This window comes from Dyella choica (assembly GCF_003977665.1).
Taxonomy (GTDB): Bacteria; Pseudomonadota; Gammaproteobacteria; order Xanthomonadales; family Rhodanobacteraceae; genus Dyella_B; species Dyella_B choica.
This window is the reverse complement of the sequence record NZ_RYYV01000014.1, coordinates 92,080-117,263: the sequence shown is the minus strand read 5'-3', so window position 1 is coordinate 117,263 and position 25,184 is coordinate 92,080. Positions and strand designations below refer to the sequence as shown.

The following is a 25,184-nucleotide window of genomic DNA, read 5'->3' as shown; positions in this document are numbered from 1 at the left end:
ACACAAGCCGGTTTCGACGTGAATTTGCAGGTGTCGGAGCGGCAAGACAACATTTTTCACCGGGAGGGGACAGATGAATACGATTCACGTACGCCGTGGCGTACTGGCTAGTTCTTTGGCATTGGCGCTGTTTGCGCCGTATGCGGTTGCGCAGACGTCGACGACGGCGGGCGGCGATCAGCAGCAGGGCACGACTTCCAGCAATTCGCCGCAGAACAGCCCGAATGCGAAGGAGCTGAAAGCAGTCGTCGTGACGGGTTCGATGATCCCACGCGTGGAGGTGGAGGGGCCGGCTCCCGTGGTCTCCATCACCGGCCAGCAGATCAAGGACCAGGGCTTCACCACGCTGTGGGAGTTCCTGGATTCGTTGCCGCAGGTGGGCCAGCAGACATCGGACCCGGCTTCGTGGGGTTCCAGTTCGGTCAATGCACGTTCGGTCAACCTGCGCAATGTAGGCCCCGGCTTCAGCCTGCTGATGATCGACGGCCATCGCATCGTGGATTATCCGCAGCCGTTGAACAAGCAGAACAACTTCCAGAACTTCAACAACATCCCCATCGGCATGGTTGACCATATCGAAGTGCTGGCCTCCGGCGCCTCGTCGATCTACGGCTCGGATGCCGTGGCGGGTGTGATTAACGTGATCCTGAAGAAGAACTACCAGGGCGACGAAGTGCAGGTCACTGGCGGTGGCGCTACTCGTGGCGGGCGCGAATATGGCGACATCAACTTCTTCGGCGGCAAGTCCGGCGAAAACTGGCACGTCCTCTACAACGTGGAGAAGTCCAACCGCACCGCGTTGTGGGGCATGGATCGTCCGTATCAGGACTCGGTGGCCGATGCCGGCTACGGTTCCTGGAGTCCGGCTTCCCGCATGTTCGGTTATCAGTACGACTCGCAGAGCGCCATCGCCCTCTCCGCACAGAACGGCAATGGCCAGTACATCACGCCGCCGGCGGGTGCTTGTGGGAAGTTCACCAACTCGCAATTGAGTCATTCGTACAGCGTTACCACCAATGGCACCCAGATCGCCGGCGTGACGGATAATGGTTATTACTGTTCGCAGCCTGCCCTGTTCCAGAACTGGGTACTGACGCCTGGCAGTCGCAGCACCAACGCTTACCTGGCTGGCGAGTACGATTTCAAGAACAGCAGCCTGCAGCTCTATGGCTCGGTGGCCCTGTATGACACGGTGGGCATTTCCAACACCCAGTTGCCCGGATTCGCCACCGGCCCGTTCCTTGACCAGACTACGGGACAGGTCTATAGCCAGGCCGTGCGCCAGTTGACTGCGCAGGAAATCGGCACGGCGGCCAATACCCACGACCGTGAGCAAAACTGGAACATCCAGACCGGCCTGCGAGGCAGCTTCGATGAAGGTCGGTTCAACTGGGACTTGAACCTCAACAGCCAGAAGTACACGGTGCGGGAGGACTACACGGGCATCGACATCAATGCGATGACCAACTTCTTCCAAGGCAAGCAGCTGGGCACCACCAACGTCACGGGCTACAGCAATATCAATGGTGGAGCCAGTCTCACCATTCCCATTTACGCCATGAACTGGCAGCAGTGGTGGAGCCCGATCACGCCGCAGCAATACAGCCAGTTCGCGGTCAACGGCGAGAACACCTCCTCGTCATGGCTGGACCAGGTGCAGTTCCGCATCAACGGCGACCTCTTCAAGCTCCCGTGGGTGAGTGAAGAGTCGATAGGCTGGGCGGCGGTGGCGGAAGCCGCGCACAACGGCTTCTTGCTCTCGCCCGATGCGCGTGGTGTCAACAACGACTTCCAGAACCCGTTCGGCGCGTATCTCACCGGCGGCGGCACCCGCCAACGCTATTCGTTTGGCAATGAGTTCCGCGTACCGCTGCTGGATTCGGTGACCTGGACCATCTCCGGCCGCCTGGACAAGTATCATGATGCCAGTCGCGCCGACATCGCCCGTACCTGGAATACCGGCCTTGAATGGCGTCCGTATGAAGGGCTGCTGCTGCGCGGCAGCTACGGCACCAACTTCAAGGCGCCGGACATGCAGGCCATCTACCTGACCGGCTCCACTTCGCCGATTGGTGATTACCTCGATCCTTTGCAGTGTATCAACGCCATCAAGGCTGGCCAGGCCAACAACACGTGGTGCAGCCAGACGCAGCGCCCGCAAACGCAGTTCTACAACTTGACCACGGGAGGCAGCCGCTTGTTGAAGCCGCAGACCGGTCACTCCTGGACCTACGGTTTCGTGTGGCAGATTCCGGGTGTGCAGGGCCTGTCGTTCTCTGCCGATTACTGGCACATGGGTGTGGACAACTCCATCGAGTACCTCGATCCAGGCACCGTGCTGGTCGACGAAGCTGGTTGCCTTACCGGCTTGCAGGCAAACGGTGCATCGGCTGTGTCTCCCTATACGGCGCACGTGCCGGGTTCGGCGTATTGCCAGATGGTGACCCAGATGGTTCAGCGCAATGCGGCTGGCCAAATCACCGCGGAGCAATCTGGCCCTATCAACGAAGCTTCGCTGTACGTGGGCGGTATCGACGCCTCGCTGGACTACAAGCTGCACACCGAGGATTACGGTAACTTCCGCGCCAACATCAACTACACCGACAACCTCTCGTACAAGCAGCGTGTGCTGGCTTCCGACCAGTTGCAGAACACCCGCTACAACAATGTGGCGAGCCGGATGACGTGGATCGCCGATTGGAGTAAGGGTCCCTGGACTGTGTCGGTCTCCGGTGTACGTGACGGCGGCATGCGTGCCAACAACTACGGTAGCTGCAATACGCTGCCCAATGGCGTCCAGCCGAGCATGATCACGGTGCAAAATGGTACCGAGTCGGTTTCCACCGGTGTTTGCCAGGTGAACCTCAACGGTAATACTGTGACCATTGCCGACACTGAATACCAGGGCCATACGCCGGTGTGGATCACCTGGAACACTTCGGTTGGCTACCAGATCAACTCGAAGGTCAAGGTGAAGCTCACCGTGAACAACATCTTCGACAGGGTCTCTTCGATCCCGTACTACCAGGGTGGCTTCGAGTTCGTCACGACCGGGCAGACCGGTAGTGAATACAACGGTCGCGAAATCTTTGCGACGCTGGACTGGAAGATCGACTGATGTAACCCTAGAGCCCGGCCCAAAAGCCGGGCTCTTTTTTTGAAGCAATGCAAGAGTTGTCAAGAGCGTTGCCTAGCCTCATGTTCGTCATTCCCGCGAACGCGGGAATCCATCTTGCTCTGATGCATCCTTAAAAATGGATTCCCGCGTTCGCGGGAATGACGAACATGAGGAAAGGCGTGCCTTTCGACAGCTGCATGACAGTTAGGGAGTCTCATCATGTTCAAACCCCTCCTGGCCTGGTGCCTGGCGCTGCCCATCGTTCTGGCAAGTACGTCGGCGATGGCGCAAATCAGCATCATCCCGAAGCCGCAGCAGATGGAAGCAGGGGAGGGGAGTTACCGCCTCGATGCGCAGATCGGCATCGACGCCCCTGAAGGGGCGCGCGCTGCGGATATATCCGCTTTTCTACGTGAGGCGATCCGCACGCAGACGGGGATCGAATTGTCGCGCAGCAAGCATGCGCACGGCATCGTGCTGGCCATCGATCCTACGATTAAAGGCGAGGAAGCTTATCGGCTCTCGGTAACGCCGAGTGGCGTAATCATCCAGGCGTCCAGCGACCAAGGCCTGTTCTGGGGCGTGCAGACGCTGCGCCAACTGCTGCCACTGGAGCATGCGGCATCGGTACAGATTCCCGTAGTGCGCATCGAAGACGCGCCGGAGTTCAGCTACCGCGGATTCATGCTCGATGTCGGTCGGCATTTCTATCCGGTTTCCTTCATCAAGAAACAGCTCGACCTGCTTAGCTACTACAAGATCAATACCTTTCACTGGCATCTCACCGAGGATCAGGGCTGGCGCCTGCAGATCAATCGCTATCCCAAGCTCACCGAAGTCGGCGCCTGGCGCACCGAGGCCGACGGCAGCCGCTACGGCGGCTATTACACGCAAGCCGAAGCGCGCGATATCGTGGACTATGCACGGCTACGCAACATCACCGTGGTTCCGGAAATCGAAATGCCCGGGCACAGCATGGCGGCATTGGCCTCGTATCCGGAATATTCCTGTACTCAACAGCCGCTCACCGTGCCCGCCACGTGGGGTGTGTTCAAAGACATCTACTGCGTGGGCAACCCTCGCACCTTCACGTTCCTGCAGAACGTGCTGGACGAGGCCATGCCTTTGTTCCCCTCGCCGTACGTGCACATCGGCGGCGATGAAGCGCCGAAAGATCGTTGGAAAGCCTGCGATGCCTGCCAGGCCTTGATGCGCGAGCAGGGCCTCAAGGATGAGGACGGGCTGCAGAGTTACTTCATCAAGCACATGCAGAACTATCTTGCCGACAAGGGCAAGACCATGATCGGCTGGGACGAGATCCTGGAGGGTGGTGCGGACAAGAACGCCGTGGTGGAAGTCTGGCGCATGTGGCTCGGCAATGGCGTGATGCGCAAGGCGCTGCTCAACGGCAATCGCATCGTCATGGCCGGCCCGTTCTATCTGGATGCGCCGCTGGACGTGCTGACCGTCGAAGGCATCTATCACACCGATATCACCAGCCCTGCGTCGCCAGGCACACCGGACGATGATCAGGTTTTTGCCGAGCATCGCGCGCAGATTCTGGGCGGCGATGCACCGCTGTGGAGCGAACGTGCCAATCCCTACAACGCCGAATCCAAGACCTATCCGCGTCTGCTCGCCTTGGCGGAAAATCTTTGGACAGGCAAGCACGACGCTGCCGCCTATGCGGATTTCGAGCAGCGTCTTAAGCCGCAGTACCGCTGGCTGGATGCGCAAAAGGTGGCTTACGGACCTGAGGACAAGCTCGTGGCGACGTATACCGTGAGCTACGATGCAGCGCATGGCCATTGGCAATTGCAAGCCAAGCGGGGCTTCGACGATCTGCACAGCCACTATACGACCAACGGTGCCGAGCCCACGGCAAAGTCACCGTCGTTCGACGATGCCGTGACCATTCCGCACGCTGGGACGTTGAAAGTGACTCCGTTCCGCAACGGTCTGCGGTACGACAATGCCGCCGTCTTTACGCTGGTCGATAACCTGGCCTCTGGCCATCCCATTACATTCGCGCAACCAGCGGCGAAGGAGTACGCGCCGAGCGATGCGCTTGTCGATGGTGTAGTCGGCAGCACGGATTTTCATGACGGCCGCTGGTCAGCGTGGCATGACAGCGATCTGGACGCGACGATCGACCTGCAGAAAGATACAGGCATCCATACGATCGAAGCGGGCTTCCTGTTCGAGCCCAATTCACGCATCCTGCTTCCCGAGGAGGTCACGTATGAAGTGTCATCCGACGGTCAGCATTGGACGAAGCTCTACGGCAATACTTTGAGCATTGACCTGGCTGCTCCCGCACACAAACAAGCGTTGCGCTTTCATTCGGAGCAGGCAATTACCGCGCGATACATCCGCATCAAGGCGACGCAGCACAAGACCGTGCCGGCGGAGTTTCCGGACGGCGCGAAGAACACCTGGTTGTTTGCCGATGAAGTGTTAGTGCAGTAGGTGGGCTGGGATGGTCATCCCGGAAGCGGCATCGAGAAGCCATCATCTTTCATGAAGCTTACGCAAGACCATGCCGTTAGTCATGGTCTTCGGCCCTAAACTTTTCCCCTAGATCCCAGATTAGTACTCCCGAATACGGTCGCCGCGGTGGCGGCCCGCTTCATTCAATTCGGGAGCAACGCAATGGTCGCAGTGATCGCGGGCAATGGTCTGGGCCTTGGCAATACCTCGCTGACGCAGCTAGGCCAATCGCAAGGAGGCTCGCCCTCGCTAGGTCAGGCCGGCAATCGCGGCTATGTCAATACCGCCACCGGCAACCTGGTCCTGCAGAGCGCCGACGAAGGGCTGTTGTTCGACGGCCTGCCGCTCAACGTGCTGCGCACCTACAACAGCCTGGGCCAGTTGAGCAGCAGCGGCTGGAGCTACGGTTTCAGTCGCAACCTCAGCGGCCTCACCGGCACGCTCAACACTGCCGGCAGCACCATCACCCGCACCGGCGATGACGGCTCCAGCGTCGTCTACACCTTCAACGCCACCCTTGGCGTCTATGTCAGCACCGCCCAAAACGGCGCCGTCGACACCCTCAGCTGGAATGCCACCTCCTCCACCTGGACCTGGACCGACTCCACCGACAGCCTCCAGGAAATGTATAACGCCACCGGTCAGCTCACCGCCCTGACCAATACGGGCAGTGGTGCCAGCTACAGCTTCAGCTACAGCAATGGCCAGCTGGGTCAGATCATGGCCAGTGACGGAGATACGCTGCTATTCGGCTACAACACCAGCCACCAGCTGATCAGTCTGTCGATCCAGGAGATCCCGCCGGGCCAAAGCACCGCCGTGACCCGCCAAGCGGTGAGTTACGGCTACGACAGCCAGGGCCGCCTTACCAGCGTCACCACCACATTGGCGTCGGACACCGACAGCAGCACGACGGCCAGCTACACCTCCACCTACACGTATCAGGGCACCACGGATCTGATCAGCAGTGTTACCCAGAGTGACGGCACCACGGTCAGCTATACCTATACGCAGGATGCGCAGGGGGTGTACCAAGTGACCGGTGTCACGACCGGCAGCGGCAGTGCCGCCCAAACCATCGCGCTGAGCTACGGCACTCACAGCACTACCGTCACCGATGGTCTGGGTGATGCCACCACGTATCAGACCAACGCCCAGGGCCAACTGACCAGCGTGATCGCCCCGGCGGTCAATGGCAGTTCGTCTACCACCACCTACACTTACGACGCCAACGGCAACCTCTTGACCAGCACTGATCCGAACGGTGCGGTCACCACGCATGTGTACGATGCCAACGGCAACCTGCTCAGCGTGGAAGACGGCGCCGGCAACACGATTAGCTACACCTACAATGCGGCCGAACAGATCACCAGCAAGACCACGTATACCGTGCCGGCCCAAGGTGTAGTGGGGCAGAGCGCTTATGTGGCGCCGAGCAGCGCGCAGACCAGCTATTACGTCTATAACGCCACCAACCAGCTGGCCTACAGCATCGACGCCCTGGGCGCGGTCACCGAGCACGACTACAGCACGGTCAACGGTCTCAGCGAACTGACCACCACGCGTCAATACCTGGGCGCCACCTACAGCACCAGCAGCAACAGCCCAAGCAGCCCGCCGACCTTGGCGCAACTGCAAACCTGGGTGCAAAGCACGGCCGTCCAAAACACCTTGAGTCAAAGCACCCGCACCGACTATGTCTACGACGTGCGCGGCCAGCTGGCCACTCAGACCCAGTACGACACCGTCAATAGCAGTGGCGTGGGCGTGCTGACGAACGGTACCGTCATCACCACCACGACCTACGACGTGCAAGGGCGTCTCTTGCAAGCCAGCACCGAGACCGGTGCCAGCCGCAGCACCCTGCAGACCACCACCTATGCGTACGATGGCATGGGAAGAATGATCAGCAAGACCGATCCGCTGGGCAACGTCACCAGCTACGTCTATGTCGACAATGGTAGTAACGACACCTTGATGATCATGCAGGCTAACGGCCTGACCACCACGCAGGTGCGCAACAGTGCCGGGCAGCTGATTAGCAGTACGCAGTCGTCATCGACCGCCTCCAGCGGTCCATCGACGTCCATCACACGCACCAGTCTGGCCATATCGTTAGGGTCCACGTCGACCACGACCACCACCGCCAGCATCGCCTACCAGAGCTACTACATCACGCATTCGGACGGCACCGGCCAGTGGATGGAAGGCGAGTTCGTAACGACCACGGTTCGGAGCGCGCAGAACAACGCAGTGCTGTATTCCAGGCTGTACGCCATGCCCTTGACTGCCGCGCAAATGGCCCAGCTCGCCGCTTCGCCCGCCGCCGCCACGTTGCAGCCGATGCTGGCCACCAGCGCCAGCGACCAGATCAACCTGACGATCTACGCCAGCAACGGCCAGCAGCAGGCCCAGGTGCAGTACGGGACTTATAACTTCACCAACCCCGATGGCAGTACGGCGGCCGTCACGGGAGAGCTGGTGACGACCCAGGCCACTGCGACCCAGGCCATTCGTTACGCTACGCCGCTGACCGTCGCGCAGTTGGACACGCTGGGTAATACGCCGACGCTGTCGGCACTGCAGGCGTTGCTGACATCCAGCGCGAACGACCAGACCACGTTGAACGCGGTGGACAGCAGTTCGACGGGCGTGAGGGCCGGTGTCAGCTTCGGCACTTACAAGAATGCATCCGGCGTAGTGGCCGCCGGCGAGTTCATCTGGGTCTCGCAGTCCACCAGTTCGGGAGTGCTGACGGCCCTTACTCACTATGCGACCCCGCTGACGGCAGCGCAGGTGTCCGCGTTGGGCAGCAGCCCGACCGTGGCGCAAATCCAGGCCTTGATCACGACGAGCGGCTCCGATCAAACCTCGCTCTTTGCGCATGACAACAGCGGTAAGCCGCTTAGCCAGGTGATCTACCTTGACGGCAAGGCCATCGGCCAGAATGCGGATGGGACCATCAGGACCATGGTGCCTGGCGAATACCTTGAAGTCTTCCACTACAACAGCGCAGGGGTAAGAACCGGTTATACGATCTACGCCACTCCGTTGACGGCGTCACAGCTTTCTTCGCTGGGAACCGCTCCCACCGACAGTCAGATCCAGGCGCTGATCGCGACCAGTGCCGATGACTTCTCATTTGTGACCGTATTTGATGCGAACAATCGGGCGGTGGGAAACATTCAAACCCAGGTATTGCCCGTCGGTGGCGTCCTGCGGTTCGGTTACTACCTGACGATAGTCAGCAACAACAGCGTCGGCCAACAGACCATGACGCTCACTTATGCAACGCCGTTGTCTGCATCGCAAGTCGCGTCGTTGGGAAGCAGCGCTACGTTGGCTCAGGCGCAAGCCCTGGTCACTTCATCCAATAGCGACCTGGAGTCTGCGGAAGACTATAACGCTCAAGGCGGAATGGTGGCCTGGGTGACCCCTACCAAGGTGACAACCACCCTTGCGAATGGCACAAGCAGCACGAACTACGAGGAACTTGCCAGCGTTGATGTTTTTGACGGGCAAGGCAGAGTGGTTGGGGTCACAAACTATGCCACGCCGGTATCGATTAGCGCGTTGGAAGCCCTGGGCAGTCAACCCACCCTGGCACAGCTGCAAGCGCTGGTGACTGCCAGTAGTGGCGATCAGACCAGTCTGACCATCTACAACGCGGACCGTAGCGTCAATGCGAGGGTGAACTACGAGACGCACTACTTCACCAATGCCGATGGCACGGTGAGTACAGTGACCGGTGAGTTCGTCAGCCTCAACCAGCCGGGCGGCGGAAGCTTGCTTTATAAGACACCGCTGACGACTGCGCAAATGGCACTGCTGGAGGCAACGCCGACCCCCGCTGTTTTGCAAGCCATCCTTGCCGGCAACATTCCGGGACGCACCACGACCTATGCGTTCGACAGCGCCGGCCGTCCCACCAGCGTTACGGATCCCAATGGCCATACCAGCTACACGCTATATAACGCCGAGAATGAGTTGGCTTATAGTGTGGATGCGGATGGCAACGTCACTGGCTATACGCGTGACGCCGATGGGCAGGTCATTGGTACGGTGCACTATGGCACGCCGTTGACCACAAGCCAGCTGGCGACCTTGGCCGCCACACCCACGGTAGTCACCCTGCAGGGATTGTTGACAACGGGTAGCAGCGATCGGACCACCACCACGATCTACAACGCGGCTGGCCAAGTCGTCGCTACCATCGATCCGGCCAACTATGTCACCACCATCACGTACGATGGCACTGGCAATGTGCTAGCCACCACGCAGTACGCCACATCACTGACCGCTGCACAGCGCAGTGCACTCGGCAGCCATCCGACTTTTGCAGCGCTGCAGGCCGACCTCACCAATAATGCAGGTAACCGCACCGCATTGACGATTTACGATGCCGATGGGCGAGCTGCCGCAAACATTGACGCGCAAGGTTTTGTTACGGTCACTGCCTACGACGATGCGGGTGATGTCGTCCGTCAAACGGCTTATGCCACGGCACTGACCAGCTCTCAGCTCGGTAACCTGGGCAACAACCCCACGCTCGCCGCGGTGCAGGCGGACCTGACAACCAGCGCGCAGGATCAAACCCTCCGCACGTACTACGACGAGGAAGGGCGTGTTGTTGCCACGTTCGATGCGGATGGCTACCTCACCACCACGGCCTACGACGAAACCACCGACACCATCACGACCACCCGCTACACCACCGCGTTGACGAGCGTGCAGTTAGGTGTACTGACGGGTAGTGAGAGCGTGACCGCGCTGGTGGGCCTTCTCGGCAGCAACACCACCAACGAATCGAGCCACGTCACCACCAATGGTGACGGCCAAGTCATCAGCCGCACGGCAGTGGATGGCACCGTCACCACCTATACCTATAACAGCGTTGGCCAGGTGCTCAGCACGACGGTTACGCCGGCCAGCGGGCAGGGCACGGCGCGCACCACCAGTGCGACGTATGACGCGTTCGGCGAGACGCTGACGTCGACTGATGCGGCGAGTGCGACGACCACTTACGTCTACAACGCACTCGGCCAGGTCATCGAAGCCTCCGATGCCAATGGCAATAGCGCCTGGACCTACTACGACGCTGACGGCAAGGTGCTTTACACGATCCAGAGTCAGCCGCAGCTGACTGGGAACGGCATGAATCGGAATTACTCAGGCAACGTCACGGCGTACTCCTATAACGCCTTCGGGGAGGTCATCAGCACCACCACCTACGCTGCGTCACTCATTCTGACCACCGGCACCAACAGCGGCAGCACGCTCAATCCCACAGGGGCTACCGTTACCCAGATCGCCGCGGCGATAGCGGCCATGGCAACGGTCAATGGTGACGCCAATGCCATCATAAGCACCACTTACACGCTCGATGGTCAGGTAGCGACGGTTACCGATGGCGACGGCTACCAAGCGGCCCGCAGCTACGACGCCTTCGGTGATGTGACCCAGGTGCAACAGCAGCTGAGCCAGCCGGGCAGTGCACTCAATGCCGGTAACAGCACGACCACCACCTATACCTACGATACCCGTGGCGAGCGGCTCAGCGACACCGATGGGGTAGGTACGCCCGCCGCGCGCACGACGTCTGCCATTTACGACGCTTTCGGCCGCGTGATAAGCCGTACCGATGGCAACGGCAACACCGTCGCGATTACGTATGATGATCTCGGTCGCCAGGTCGCGACCAGCCAGACGGTGCAAGGTACCGCCCGCACCACGCAAACCACCTACGACGCCTTCGGCCAAGTGCTAACCGAGACCGACGCACTGGGCAACGTCACCACGTACAGCTACAACATCGCCACGCACACCACCACGGCAAGCACGCCCAGTGGTGTCACCACCACCACCATCAAGGATGCCTATGGCAACACCGTGAGCGTAGCTGACGGCAGAGGCAACGCGACCAAATATACCTACGATGCTGATGGGCGGTTGCTCACCACCACTGATGCACTAGGCAATGTCAGCCATAGGCAGTACGACGCCGACGGCAACCTCACTCTTACCACGGACGCGAACGGTAACGAGGTTATCTTCTCGTATGACGCTGATGGCCGGTTGGTGGACAAACAGGTCGATCCCAACGGTCTGGACAACGAAACGACATATACGTATGACGGCCAGGGGCGCGAACTATACGCTTACGACCCGGTAGGGACGGCGACCAAGTTCACCTACGACGCTGCTGGCAATGTATTGAGCAAGGCGCAGGATGCCGGCACCGGCACCTTGAATCAAACCACGACCTATACGTACGACGGTAATGGGAAGGTGCTGACCGAAACGCAGGGGGCGGGCAGCAGCGTGGCCAGCACCACCCAGTACGTTTATGACAGTCTGGGACGCCTGAGCAGGTCGATCGTCGATCCGACCGGCTTGGATCTGGTGACAAGCTACAGCTATGACGCCAACGGCAACCGCATCGCGACGACTGATCCGAACGGAAACACCAGTTTCACCATCTATAACGAGGCCAATGAGGTCGTCTACCGCATCAGTGCCGCCGGTGCCTCCGGTTCAGGGCTGAGTGCTGTAACGCAGTATTGGTATGACGCCGACGGCAATGTTGTTTCCACGCGTGTCTATGCCAACCTGGTCAGTTCCAGCAGCTTGACCGGCCTCAATACCGATACCACGGCCCAGGCTCTTGGCGCAGGAGCGTCGTTGGCCGCCAGTGCGGCGACAGGTTCGGATGCCGTGAGCTACGACGTTTACAACGCCGACGGACAGCCGAACTTTCATGTCGACCCCATGGGCAATGTGACTGAGACGCGCTACAACACGTTAGGTCAGGTGGCCGAAACGCTTGCTTATGCGACGCCCATAGTGTTGAGCGGGACGCTTGTCTCAGCGCTTCAGGCGGGCACCGCACGGGCGCCCGATATGCAGGGCGCTTTGCAACAGGCTGGGAACAGTGACTCGACGGCACGTACGAGCTACAGCTATTACGATGCCGATGGCCGCGTGGTCTACACCGTTACGCCCAATATGGTCAACGGAGTGCTGGCGGGAGTCGTCAGTCAAACGCAATATGACGCAGTCGGCCAAGTGGTTGCTGACATCGTCTATGGCGTACCGCTTCCCATGGCGGATCTCGGCGCAGGGTCGACAACGGCATCGATCGCCCAGGCCGTTGCCCAGTTGAATGCCGCTGCAACGACGCGTACTACACAGTATTTTTACGACGCGGCCGGAAATAAGGTTGCCGAGGTCGATCCGAACGGTCAAGCCAGCTACACCTTCTATGATGCGAATAGTCGAGTGATTGCTACGGTGGACGCCTTGGGGGCCGTGGTGACATACACTCGCGACGCTCTCGGGCGGGTGACCCAAGAGACGGCGTATTCCACCAAGTTGTCCACTTCGGGCTGGTTGGTTAACGGCAAGGTCACCCAAAAGTTGCTGTATCCACCCGCGGCGGCACCTGGCTACGACAGGTCAACCGTTACGAGCTACGACACGCTTGGTCGTATCGCCTCCGTGACGCACTACTCTCAAGTGGGTTCTGCGCAAAATGGTGACACGCTCAATTATGTCTACGATAGCGACTCCCGGGTTGTTCAGACGACCGGCGTCGATCTCGGCGGCCTTGCCGCCAACCGGGTGACGAATTATTTCTACGATAAGAACGGTAATAACATTGCCAGGTTGGATGCCGATGGTTACCTGACAACTTATGCCTACGATGCTGCCGGCCAGTTGACGCAGACCGTGGCCTATGCAACCAAGGTAGCTGCCTCGGCGGGCGAAACCTTGGCGCAGCTGCTGCCGGCAAGCACATCGAAAGATCAAGTCACCACCAACTATTACGATGCTCGCGGCAATCGGGTCGGTACACTCGATGCTGACGGGTGCTTCACGCAATACACCTATGACCTGAACGACGATCGCGTGACGACCACGCGTTATGCGAAGCCGCCAGCCCTGGGCATTTCAGCCAGCTACAGTGCCATGGTGCAGGCGCTGGCCGGAACCGCGAGCCATCAAACCATTGTCGGCTATGACAGCTACGGTGAAATCGTCTCCTCCCAGGACTACCAGGGTACGGTGACCACCCGCGCCTATGACGATCTAGGCAACGTAATCCAGGAAACGGTGGCGGCTGGTACCGCGGACGCGCGTACCACCAGCTCAAAATACGATGCCTTTGGCAACCTGCTTAGCTACACCGACGGACTCGGAAACGTAACGACATACACTTACGATCTCGCCGGCAACAAAGCATCCGCTACCGATGCCGACGGCAATACTACGTGGTACGTCTACGATCCGGAAAACAGGCTCATCTACACCATTCGTGGTGTCGACGATGGCACGGGGATAAAGAATTCTTCCGGCGAAGTCGCTGAGCAGGATTACGACGTCTTTGGAGATGTCGTCTCCACGGTCGCTTATTCGGCTCGCCTATCCCTGGGGACCAATTATTCACCCACCCTGGCCAGCGTCGCGGCGGCGGTCGCTGCCATTGTTGGTAAAGGGACGGATGCGGACGACAAGGTCGGCTACACCTACGACCTGGAAGGCAATGTCACCGCGAAGACGGACGCAAACGGCAATACGTTCACCTACACGTACGATGGCTTCAATGATCGATCCTCCAAGGCCGACACGGCTTGGTACCGAGTGACCAGCGACTACACCTACGACAACCTGGGTCATATGCTCAGTGAGGTCGATGAAGTAGTCGCCGGCAGCGGCGGTCAGGGTATCACGCTGCTGAGAACGCAGGATTGGACCTATGATGCGCTCGGTAACATGGTCACCTACACGGATGGCGACGGTGCCACGACCAGTTACGGCTACGACAACCTCAATCAGCGGTTGACGCAAAGCCTCGTTGTGGCAGGGGCAGTCCGCGAGAGCTTCACCTCCTACGATGCTTATGGCCGTGTGCTAAGTAGCACCGACGCGATGGGGCAGGTCACGACGTTCAGCTATAACGACACTGCTCGCAGTTTGACGATGACGAGCCCAGGTGGTGTCTCGACCACTACGACGTACAACCGCGAAGGGCAGAAGATCGCCATAGCGGATGCAGCCGGCAATACCACCAGCTACCAATACGACGCTGACGGAAACCTACTCAAGAAGGTGAATCCGGACGGCAGCTCGGTGTCGAACCAGTACGATGCCGTTGGTGACCTGATTCATGCTACCGACGCTGACGGCAATGTGGTGACCTATGCGTATGATGCAGCCGGCCGCGTGCTGACCGAGACCGCCGATCCAAATGGCCTCAAGCTGGTGACCACGTATACCTACGATGGTCGGGGGCTGACGCTATCGAAGACGGATCCGGCCGGCGTCGTGACGAACTATCAGTACGATGGCAACGGCAATCTCAGCTACATGGATCAGAATGCCGGAAAGCCGGATATTCAGACCACATATGTCTACAACGAGCTCAATGAGCTTACGTCAAGCAGCTCCAAAGATAACGCCAACACCGCTGCGGATGCAGAAGTCAATTCCTACAGTTACGACGCTTTGGGACACTTGGCTAGTGAAAGCCTCGATACCGGCAAAGTTGGAACAAGTGATTACACGTACGACGCTGACGGCCGTGTGACGTCAAGGTTCGATGGCCTCGTCACCACTTACTATTACTACGACGAAGCAGGCGAACCGGTTTATGCCATATCGACGATTGGCGGAAGGTTTATCCCGGGTGACGGCGGTATTCCGCCCAACGGGGCAGCCACCCAGACCTGGTACAACGCCGATGGGCAAGCGGTTGGAACGACTCAATACGCTACCCAGATTCCGTACTATGAGCTGAACAATCTTACGAGCGGAGGATCGACGTACCAAGACGTCGCCGCGGCCATTACGCCAAGTGTCGACGATCGTTCTTCGTATGCGGTCTACAACGCCGATGGAAAACTCCAATACAGCATTGATGCAACCGGCGCGGTAACGGAAAACGTCTACAACTCGAACGGCCAGTTGTCGGAGACACTGGCATACGCCAATCCGATCGTCGTTTCGGCGGCGCTGGCCAGCGCGCTGCAGGCGGGTGCGGCCAAGGCATCCGATGTCGCGTCGGCCTTGGCGTCGGTCGGCGATTCCAGCGCCAACGCACGTATCACCTACACGTATTATGACCAGCAGGGGCGCCCGAGCCTTGTTATAAGCGTTGCTTCACTGAACAGCCAGTCTGGCGGACTGGTGAAGCAGATCCAGTACGATGCGAATGGCAACATCGTCGCGCAGATCCAGTACGGCGACTTGATCCCGCTATCTCAAGTGGGAGGTGGTGCCAGCACGGCGTCAATCAGTCTCTATCTTGCCAGCGACACAAATGTTCATGTGACGCGCAGCGTCTATGACGCAGCGGGCCGCAAGGTGTACAGCATCGATGCCGGCAACAATGTGACGGAGACGCAGTACGACGCGGATGGGCGTGTTACGTGGACGCTGCAATACGCCAATCCGATCGCAAAGCCCGCCTCTTGGGGCGTGGTAGACGTGGCGGTGGCCGTCCAGACCGCAAACTCCACAAGCACCGGCACACGTGGCACGGAGAATGTCTACGATGCCTTCGGCAACGTCATTGAAACGTTCAGCAAGGCAAGCGGTACTAGCCCAACGGCGGTTTATGCTTATAACGGGCGCGGCTTGAAGACGTCATACACCGATGCCAGTGGTAACACGTGGGCCTATGCATACGACCCGTATGGCAATTTGATCCAGCAGACCTCGCCGCCCGTTGCAGTGGCCAGTTACAATGCAAACGGTGTCTACCAAGGGACGATAACTGAGTCGGTAGTCACGAGCTATCGCTACGATGGCGGTGGGAATCTGATCGGGGAAACGGACGCCAGCAATACTTCGCGGTCTCGAAGCACGAGTTACATCTACGATTCTGCAGGCAATCTCACCACTGAAAGCCAATTGGATCCAGGTGCTTTCAATCCGCAAACAGGGTTGATCGCCAACATAGGCAGCCGTCCTACAGTCCGTTTCACTTATAGCGCCTTCAATCAAGCAGTCATCAGCCAGGATGCCAAGGGCAATTACGCCTATGACGTGTACGACGCGGATGGACGGTTGACCTATGCGGTCGATGGCAACGGTTATGTCACGGGTTACACCTACGATGCTTATGGGGACCAGACAGCCGTAACGCGCTACGCTAGCCCGCTAGACGTCTCGGCCCTCACGAATTGGTCGCCTGGGCAGCCGCTCACCATGACGCTGATGGGTTTGGGCCTCGTGACATCGAGTGCCGATCGCACGATCACGACGACCTACGACGCCCAGGGCAACAAGCTCAGCGTTACCGAGCCGGTGATCACTTACACCAAGAGTGATGGTACTACGTCAACCGGCTCGCCGGTTACGCAGTACACCTATGACGCCTATGGCAACGTTACCAGCCAATCCGTGCTGGTGCAGGGCACGCCCGGGCAGGCGGGTGCGGCCTGGGCTACCACCTACAACTACTACGACGCGCTCGGCCATCGGATCATGACGGTCGATCCCATGGGCTTTGTCACCACCGACACGTACGACGCGTTTGGTGACCTGGTTGCCAATACGCAGTACGCGACAGCCATCAATGCCAGTAGTCTTGTCGCGGGCGGTACACCGCCGGCTCTTCCACCTGCTGGCAATGCAGCTACCACGGGTCTGGACCGCGTCACGAATTACACTTACGACAACAACGGCAATAAGACCAGCGTTTCTGTCCGGCGCTCGTACGTGAATGCACAAGGTCAATCCGTGGTGGGCTTCGATACCACCACCTATGGCTATGACGCCGACAACCGTCTCACGACCGTAACGGAGAACGGCAGTACGGTTACCACCGCGTACGATGCCTTGGGTCGCATCACCAGCGTTACCGGTCCGCAAGTGGAGGTGCTGGTCAGTAATTGGCAAGCGCTGCTGGAAGCGAATCCATCATTGACGCTTGCCAGCGCATCGCTCTACACCCTGGCGTCGCAGGTAGTTAGTTACTCCTACGACGCGCTCGGCAACAAACTGGTACAGACGCAAAGCTCCACCGGCTCATCGCAATCCGTCAGCACGTACTACCTTTATGACCGCAATGGACACGTGGTGGCGGAGATGACTCCGCTCGACAGTTCCGGATTGAATTGGCGGTCGCCCCAGGTCAAATACATGGCCTATGACAGCAACGGCAGCTTGACTAGCGAGTCGTACACCCTCACCGGGAACGACAACGTCGTCACGACGGTGACGACCACCTATGCATACGACGGAAACAATCAGCAGACGTCTAGCGTGACCTCGCGCACGGGCATCCCTTCGCCGGACAAGGTGGCCAGCACGACCTATGATGCGTTCGGTGACGTGACCGCTAGCGGCGATGGCGCCACCAATAGCGTCGTAAACACCTATGACAACGCGGGCAACAAGCTCACTTACACCGATCCCAAGACCGGCGAATTACACACCTACGGCTACAACCTGGCCGGCCAGCGGGTGAGTGACGTCGTGCCGCTGGCAGCGAGCGTGGGCGGTACAGTGCAAACGCTGTATACGCTGGACCTGGATGGCCGCATCGTGGCCGAACAGGCGCCGAGCACCAATGCGACGACGGGCGAGAACGCAGGCATCCTGCACGCCACGTACGATGCCTGGGGCAACGTACTGAGCTCTACCGATGCCAAGGGCAATATCACCACTTATACCTACAACGAGCGCAACAATGTCATTACCGAAACCGAAGCATCGGTCACGGTAGCCGCCGCGGACGGAACAAGTGCCGCCGCCACGCCGATCAAGACTTCGTCCTACGACATCAGTGGCAATCTGATCGCCAGCACCGACGAAAACGGCAACGTCATCAAGAATGCGTACAACGCGCTTGGCCAGAAGGCGGAAAGCACCGATGGTGCCGGCGCAGTCTTGTACTGGGGCTACGATGCGTTGGGCAACAAAGTCGCCCAGCAGGACGGCAACGGCAACGTCACCTTCAGCAATGTCGATGCCCTGGGGCGCACGCTACAGTCAGGTGAGTTCGAACTCGCTACGGGTGGCGGTTCGCGCCAGGCTGTATGGCAACAAGCGTATGTGCTTGATCAGAACGGCGATCGCATCGTCAGCTATGACGGCATCGGTAGCGCCTATTTGCAAAGCGGCGATCTGGCCAATGCAGCGCTGCATGCCAATTACGATGGCTACAACAGCCAGGGCAAGGTGATCTGGAGCCAGGATGCAGCGCAGCGTGCAGCCAGCACGTCGGCCATCCACGGCATCGGCAATTACGGCACCGGAACCTGGACTCAAACACCGACCAACGCCAATTTTTCGAACGGCACGACCGGATGGACCATGGATCCGGGGTTCGCGGCAGGCAGCTTTGCGACCACCACGGACAGTACTGGGGCTACGGTCCCCACTTTGCCACCCGGTTCCTCCGGCGGCACTTCCTCGGGGGGCGGCGTCTCCCCCATTGGGGGCGGCTCTTCGACGACTTACACCTGGTCGCTGGAATTCACGGGTACCACCAATCCAAATAACGGGTCAGGCTGGGCGAAGAACCTTGACCGTGTACCGGTAGTGGCGGGGCAAGCCATCACGGCAAGCGCGCAATTCGTGGTGGTGGGCAGTCACGGCGGTGGCGCGGTACAAATCATTTTTTACGACGCGAACGGCAACGCGTTGCAAGGTACGTACAATGGCGACATCGTCTCTGCCGGGCGTGGCGTCGGTACCTCCACCTTTACCGCCACAGCGCCAGCGGGTGCGGCGTATGCGGCTATCGGTATCGCATGCACCAACTACAATCTTGCCGATTCCACCGTCTATTGTTCCGGCGTATCCTGGAATTACGAGCCACCGGCCTACATCACCAGCCTTGGGCTGGGCAACGGCAGTTCGGTAATCACCTTGCCCAGCGGCAGCTTTACCGATCAGGTGACCAACTCCGACTTTGCGCAAGGCAACGTGGGTTGGAATACCAACGGCTGGACCATTCACCCGGCCAGCAACGCCAACAGTGGTTGGGAGGCCAGCTACGGCGGCAATGGTAGTGCCAGCATGGTCAACCAGGACCGCGTGCCGGTGGTGCCGGGACAAACCATTAGTGGCTTGATGCGGCTGAGCCTTTACCTGGCGCCGCAGGGCGCCGCGGCCAGTGGCCTGGTGGCGATCAACTGGTACGACGCCAACGGCAACCTGATCAAGACCGATACCGGCAACCTGGTCAACAATGACCACAAGGGTGCTTGGGAAACTTCCAGCATCACCGCTACGGCACCCGCCGGCGCCGCCTATGCATCGCTGGCTGTCATTGGCACCGCCAATGGCATTGGCTCGGTCTCGGTCGAAAGCGTGCAATGGAATTACCAATACGTGCCGCAGATACCTACGGGCGTGGTGCAGGATACGTATGTCTACGACATGGACGGCAACCTGATCAGCGAAACGACCGCTGACGGAAACACCGAAAGCTGGCAGTACAACGCGTACGGCCAGGTCACGCAGCACACCGACCTTAGCGGCGCGAACTACAGCTATACCTACGATACGAATACCGGCGCGCAGATCGCGGAAAGCGACAACTGGTCGCCTGCCGCGCAAGGCCAGGTGGCGCCGAGCTATGTCACCGCACCACTTAATACACCCAACAGTGAAACGCTCACTTACTATGCCGACGGCCAAATCGCCACGGAAGCGTTCTCCGATGGCTCCAGCTACAGCTATCAGTACGACGCCAATGGCAATCTGATTCGCGAGGAAGACACCACCGTCGATGGCAACAACAACACGGTTCATACTGTCACGCAAACCAGCTACGACGGCCATAACCGCGTCAGCAGCGTCACCGAGACAAACGTAGTCACCGGTGCGACGATGTTGCAGGAGAACTTCAGCTACGACGCCGCCGGCAACCGCCGTGAGGTCAAGGCCACCAGCAATGGCACTACGCAGGACGCGTGGTACACCTATGACGGCGACAATCGCGTGCTTGTCGCCGATGGTGCGCTGCAGAGCAGCCAGATTGTGGTCACCGGCAGCACCGGCTCGTACGAGAACGCCTATGACGCCAACGGCAACGTCATACAAATCGTCACCAAGAGCAGTGGTGGCGATACGATGTCGCAATTGCAACATTACAACGCGTTGAACCAGCTGATTGAAACCGACTACGCGGTCGATGTCACCAGTGGCTCGGCCAACAATGGTGTAGAAAAAACCACCACCTACGACGGCGATGGCCACGCGTTGATCACCCAGACGTACTACGAGCTGGGCGCCACCATTCAGTACAACAATGGCCCAGTGAACGTGGGCGGCGAACTGGAAAGCGCCACCGTCAACTTCTACGATCTCGTGGGCCGAATGGCCGAGTCGCAGACGTTCAACACGCCCAGCGGCTGGAATGGCACCACCAGCCCGATTCCCACCGGTACGCCGAGCCCGGATGCGACCACCTACGGCAGCTTGGCGCTGCAAAGCGAAGTGGTGTACCAGGGCCCCAATGGCACCAGCGGCTACAGCGCCGACGGCGACGTGGCGGCCTACCAGTATCGGGACAACAAAGGGCGGGTAGACCAGTACCAGGTGAACTACCTGAAGAAGGACGGCTACCTGCAGGCGACTACCAGCGGCACTTCCAACACCACAAACGTTCAGCCCGCCACGGACCAGACTGTTTACAACAGTCGCGGCAACGAAGTGGCGCTGGAACAGCACAATGAAGATCCCTACGGCAATATCGCAGACACTGTGCATGTATTCGCCTACAACGGCAGCGGCCAAATCATCGAACGCGAAGACGGCACGGCCACGGGCGGTACGACGCTGAACCTGGGCAGCAACCCCAACCAGGAAGTGCAGCACTACACCTACGTCAACGGCCAGCAGCTGGCTCATTTCGACAATGCTGGCACCTTGGACGTGCTGGACCAGGTGACGGCATTCAGCAACAACAACGACAGCCCCAACAGCTACGTCGTGCAAACCGGCGACACGCTGGAGAGCATTGCGCAAGCCGAATACGGCAACGCGAACCTTTGGTACGTGCTTGCGCAGGCGAATGACCTGAGCGGCGACACGAACCTGGTGCTGGGACAGCGGCTGCAAATTCCAGCGGTGACGATGCACAGCAATAGTGCGACGACGTTCAAGCCGTATGACCCTAGCAGCATTGTTGGTAGTACCACGCCGAACTTGCCGACGATCATGCCGCCGCCTCCGCCGGCGAGTGGCCATGGATGCGGAGTACTTGGACAGATCATTATGATCGCCGTGATGGTGGTCGTCTCGGTCATGACCGGTGGCGTTGGCGGCGCGATTCTCGGAAGTCTTGTCGGCCAGCTGGTGGGTGATGCCTTGGGCGTGCATCACGGCATCAGCCTGGGCGAGCTGGCCATGGCTGCGGTATCGGCCGGTGTGGCGGAGGGCGTAGGCGAGGCTTTGAATGGTACTGCTTTGGCGGCCGCCGACGCCGGTCAAGGTTTGACCTTTGCCGGGCGATTGGTACAAGGCGCGGCTGTCTACGTGGCCGATGATGCTGTGGGCAAGATTGTTGGCGAGCCGGAACATTTCAGCTGGGCAGGCTTGGTGGCTAACGGCCTGGCCAACGCCGTGGGTGGCGAGTTCGGTCCTTCACCTGCTGAGCAGCGGGCGGGCAACTTCAGCACAAATGGCTTCGAGAACGTGGCGAGTGTCGCGGTGGGTGATGTGGTGCGACGCGAAGTCAACGTGGCGCTGGGGAATATGCACGTACCGAGTTGGGAGCAGGTGGGCGTGGACGTGGCAGGGAACGCGCTAGGCAATACTGCAGCATTCGGAATAAAAGCGTATGAGCGCGAACAAGCGCAGCAGGTGCAGCAGTCTGGATCTAGTGGAGTAACGACAGGTACGGAAGCCGGTCCGAGCCATCCGCCGATCGACTTGGGCCGACTCGACATCGGTGATGACCTCACTATTGAGCCTGAACCTTTAGCCGTGCCGTTCACGTCAACCATTGGCGTTATGCCGAATTTGACGATGGCGCCAGTCCAATCTGCAGCCAATCCGGCTGAAACAGAGTTTGATTTTGCAAATAACTCTTCGCAACAGTCTCCTTTAGGAGGGAATGGCCCGCTGCTTGGAGGCGGCTCCGCGACCTCAACTGCGGCTGCATTGTACGATGATGGCGCAGGAACGACTTGGAGTGGATCGGACGCTACTTTTATGCCGTTTAACGGAACGGCCTACGATTCATGGCGAGCAGCCCCCGTTGATTCGCTTGACAAGTACACCGATGCGCAATTGAACGCGTTTATGATTGGGGGAGATAAGTTAGCTTCCAACAATGAAGCGGGGTCCGCAACAATCAGTCCATATGCAGAGCCCAATGACCACGGTGGATTTGGTCCTGAGCCCGCATGGCGTATGTCTATGTATAACCCGGCACCGTCAAACACTGGCAATCCCGTGCTAGACCAGAGCAACAACAACAATAGTTGGATCGCATATCTGCGTTACGTCGCCGCCGACCAGGGGAGTACGGTCGTCGATCCCGGCTCCATCATTGCGGCTAATGAGGCTTACGATGCAGAAACCGGGTCTTGGAATCAGGGCGACAATTCGTTTGATCCGGACTTGGTAGCACGGACAGCTCAGGCCATCGCAACCGCCGCGCAGAACAACAACATCCCCTATGGTGCCGCGCCGCCCGCGGTGCCGCTCGCAGCAACGCCAGCGCTAGCACCAAAATTACTTTCAACCATTACTGTTTCGCCGTCGTCTAGTGATCTATCCAGCTCCGCCGAGTCCGACTCGGCCAACTCCGCAGGAGCTTCCTCTCTTCCACAGATTCCACTGGATAATCATATTCCGATTGATTTCGCGGCCGGCTCCATTACTGCGCCCAATATCAGCATCAAGGATGTTTTAGGACAACTGCCGGTCGTATCGGTAAATCCACAATCGGTGTCGGCAAGCGAGCAGGCTCGGATGGAAGCAATTTTGGCCCCATTTAAGGTGCCAGAGCGAGATCAGATGATCATGGACATGATCAGGCAGCAGCCCGTGCTACCTACGCGTCCGAGCCAGTCGCCTGATCAAAGTTCCGTCGATACCTGGCAGTACGTCCCGCCTAATTTTATTGACAGGACGTTCCACGACGCCATCGATATGGCGCGCAATCCAAATGCGCCGATTGGAGATCGTCTAATAAGTGGCGCTGCGGCTCTCCTTTCCAGTCCTTTGCAGGGAATGAATCTAGTGTGGGAGGGAGCCCTGAACGCACCCTTCCACGCGAGCAAGATGGCTGAACATTTGGCGCAAGCCTCGCTTGACTCGAACCCTGATGATGCGACGATGAACAGGCTGTACGCATTTCAGGAGGGACTTGACAGCTTCCTAGGATTTGGTGGTGCACTTACACCGCTGGCAAGAGTGCCGTCGCCCAATTCAGTGCTTCGCGGTACAGTGACCGCCGGACGGCAGGGCGTGCTTGTGCGTGCGGCAACGGGTACCTATAAGTTGCGGTCACCGATCTATCTGGATAGGTCTCCTGGACGACTCAACTCTGGGCCGCCTATTGAGACAAGGACTCCGTTGGTTAAGCTTGAAGAATCAGAATGGCTAAAAGGTCTTAAGGCACCAAATCGTAGGCATTTCTTAAGCTCAATCAACCAGAAAACTTTGGCGAAGGAGAGGAATACAGTCATTGACCCCTCGGTAGACGTGGCGGGTGACGTGGCTGCAATTCGCAATGGTCAAGGGTATGTACAGGGAAATACAATTTCGGTTAATGGTCGAGCGTATGGCTATCACGACGGGACCTTGTATCCTGAGTCGGGCGAGGGCTTTTACACGTTGGATCGTGGTGCTTTCAAGGCGCTTGGTGTATACAATAAATTTGGCAGTACAATGCGTGCTGAGGAAATATTAAATAGTATGAAGATCAGCGAGGCTGCGAGAACGAGTGCTCTTGAGGTATGGGGGTTAAATCAGTAATGGCTGGATTTGATCTGATTGTGAAGAGTGAGCTTTCGTTGTCTGAGGTAAGAAAGGCACTATCTTTGTCCTTTGAATTGCCTGAGGAAAATATTGAAGTTGTTGATGGGTATCCGGAGGCGGAGACGTCAGCCAAAATAAAAGTCTTGTGTATGCGCACCGATGCTGGCGGCGACTACAGGCTTCATTTATCGATTGAGTACCATTGCTTTGAAATTTTGACTGATCCGATGGTGGCTGCATCGCGGTTTGCGACTGTCGCGAATTCTGTGTGCTTGTTCCCATCTTCGGATGATAATCCTTATGCAATGATTCTGATTTCTCCTGGATTGGAGGGCAAGCAGATTACATTGCGTGCGGACGATCTGGATGCTGGGGAGTATCGCGTAATTTGATGATCGAAACGGAAAGGTCTGGGGAGGTCGGGGGATCTGGGACACCCATGAATTGCTCCTTCGCCGGCGAGCGTAAGCGCCAATGACTGATATTGGCGGCTCGCGGTGGGGAGTAGCGTGGGGCTATAACGTACCCACGCCGTCAACTCGTCGATCCTGCGCCTGCCGGCTTCTTTCACTGCGTTTCCCGCTGCGTGCGTCGAGCTTTCCTCTGCGGAAAGGATGCTTATAGTGGA

The 25,184-nt window shown here is 58.8% G+C and carries 4 protein-coding genes; all 4 read left to right on the top strand.

Annotation, left to right across the window (positions count from 1 at the left end):
- The first annotated feature begins 73 nt into the window (after window positions 1-73).
- The 4 genes from EKH80_RS17060 to EKH80_RS17045 all read left to right on the top strand — a co-directional run bounded on the left by EKH80_RS17060 (window position 74) and on the right by EKH80_RS17045 (window position 24,948).
- On the top strand, window positions 74-3,118 hold the full coding sequence (locus EKH80_RS17060; protein ID WP_126685992.1) for a TonB-dependent receptor domain-containing protein: 3,045 nt from the start codon (window positions 74-76) through the stop codon (window positions 3,116-3,118).
- 219 nt (window positions 3,119-3,337) lie between these two features.
- Entirely contained in the window at window positions 3,338-5,587 is a 2,250-nt protein-coding gene (locus EKH80_RS17055; RefSeq protein ID WP_126685991.1) for a glycoside hydrolase family 20 protein, read from the top strand.
- A gap of 183 nt (window positions 5,588-5,770) precedes the next feature.
- A complete protein-coding gene (locus EKH80_RS17050) occupies window positions 5,771-24,553 on the top strand; it encodes a LysM peptidoglycan-binding domain-containing protein (protein ID WP_126685990.1) in 18,783 nt (6,260 codons plus the stop codon).
- Window positions 24,553-24,948, top strand: a complete 396-nt coding sequence (locus EKH80_RS17045; RefSeq protein ID WP_126685989.1) for a hypothetical protein — start codon at window positions 24,553-24,555, stop codon at window positions 24,946-24,948. The genes EKH80_RS17050 and EKH80_RS17045 overlap by 1 nt, the downstream gene beginning before the upstream one ends.
- The last annotated feature ends 236 nt before the right edge of the window (window positions 24,949-25,184 follow it).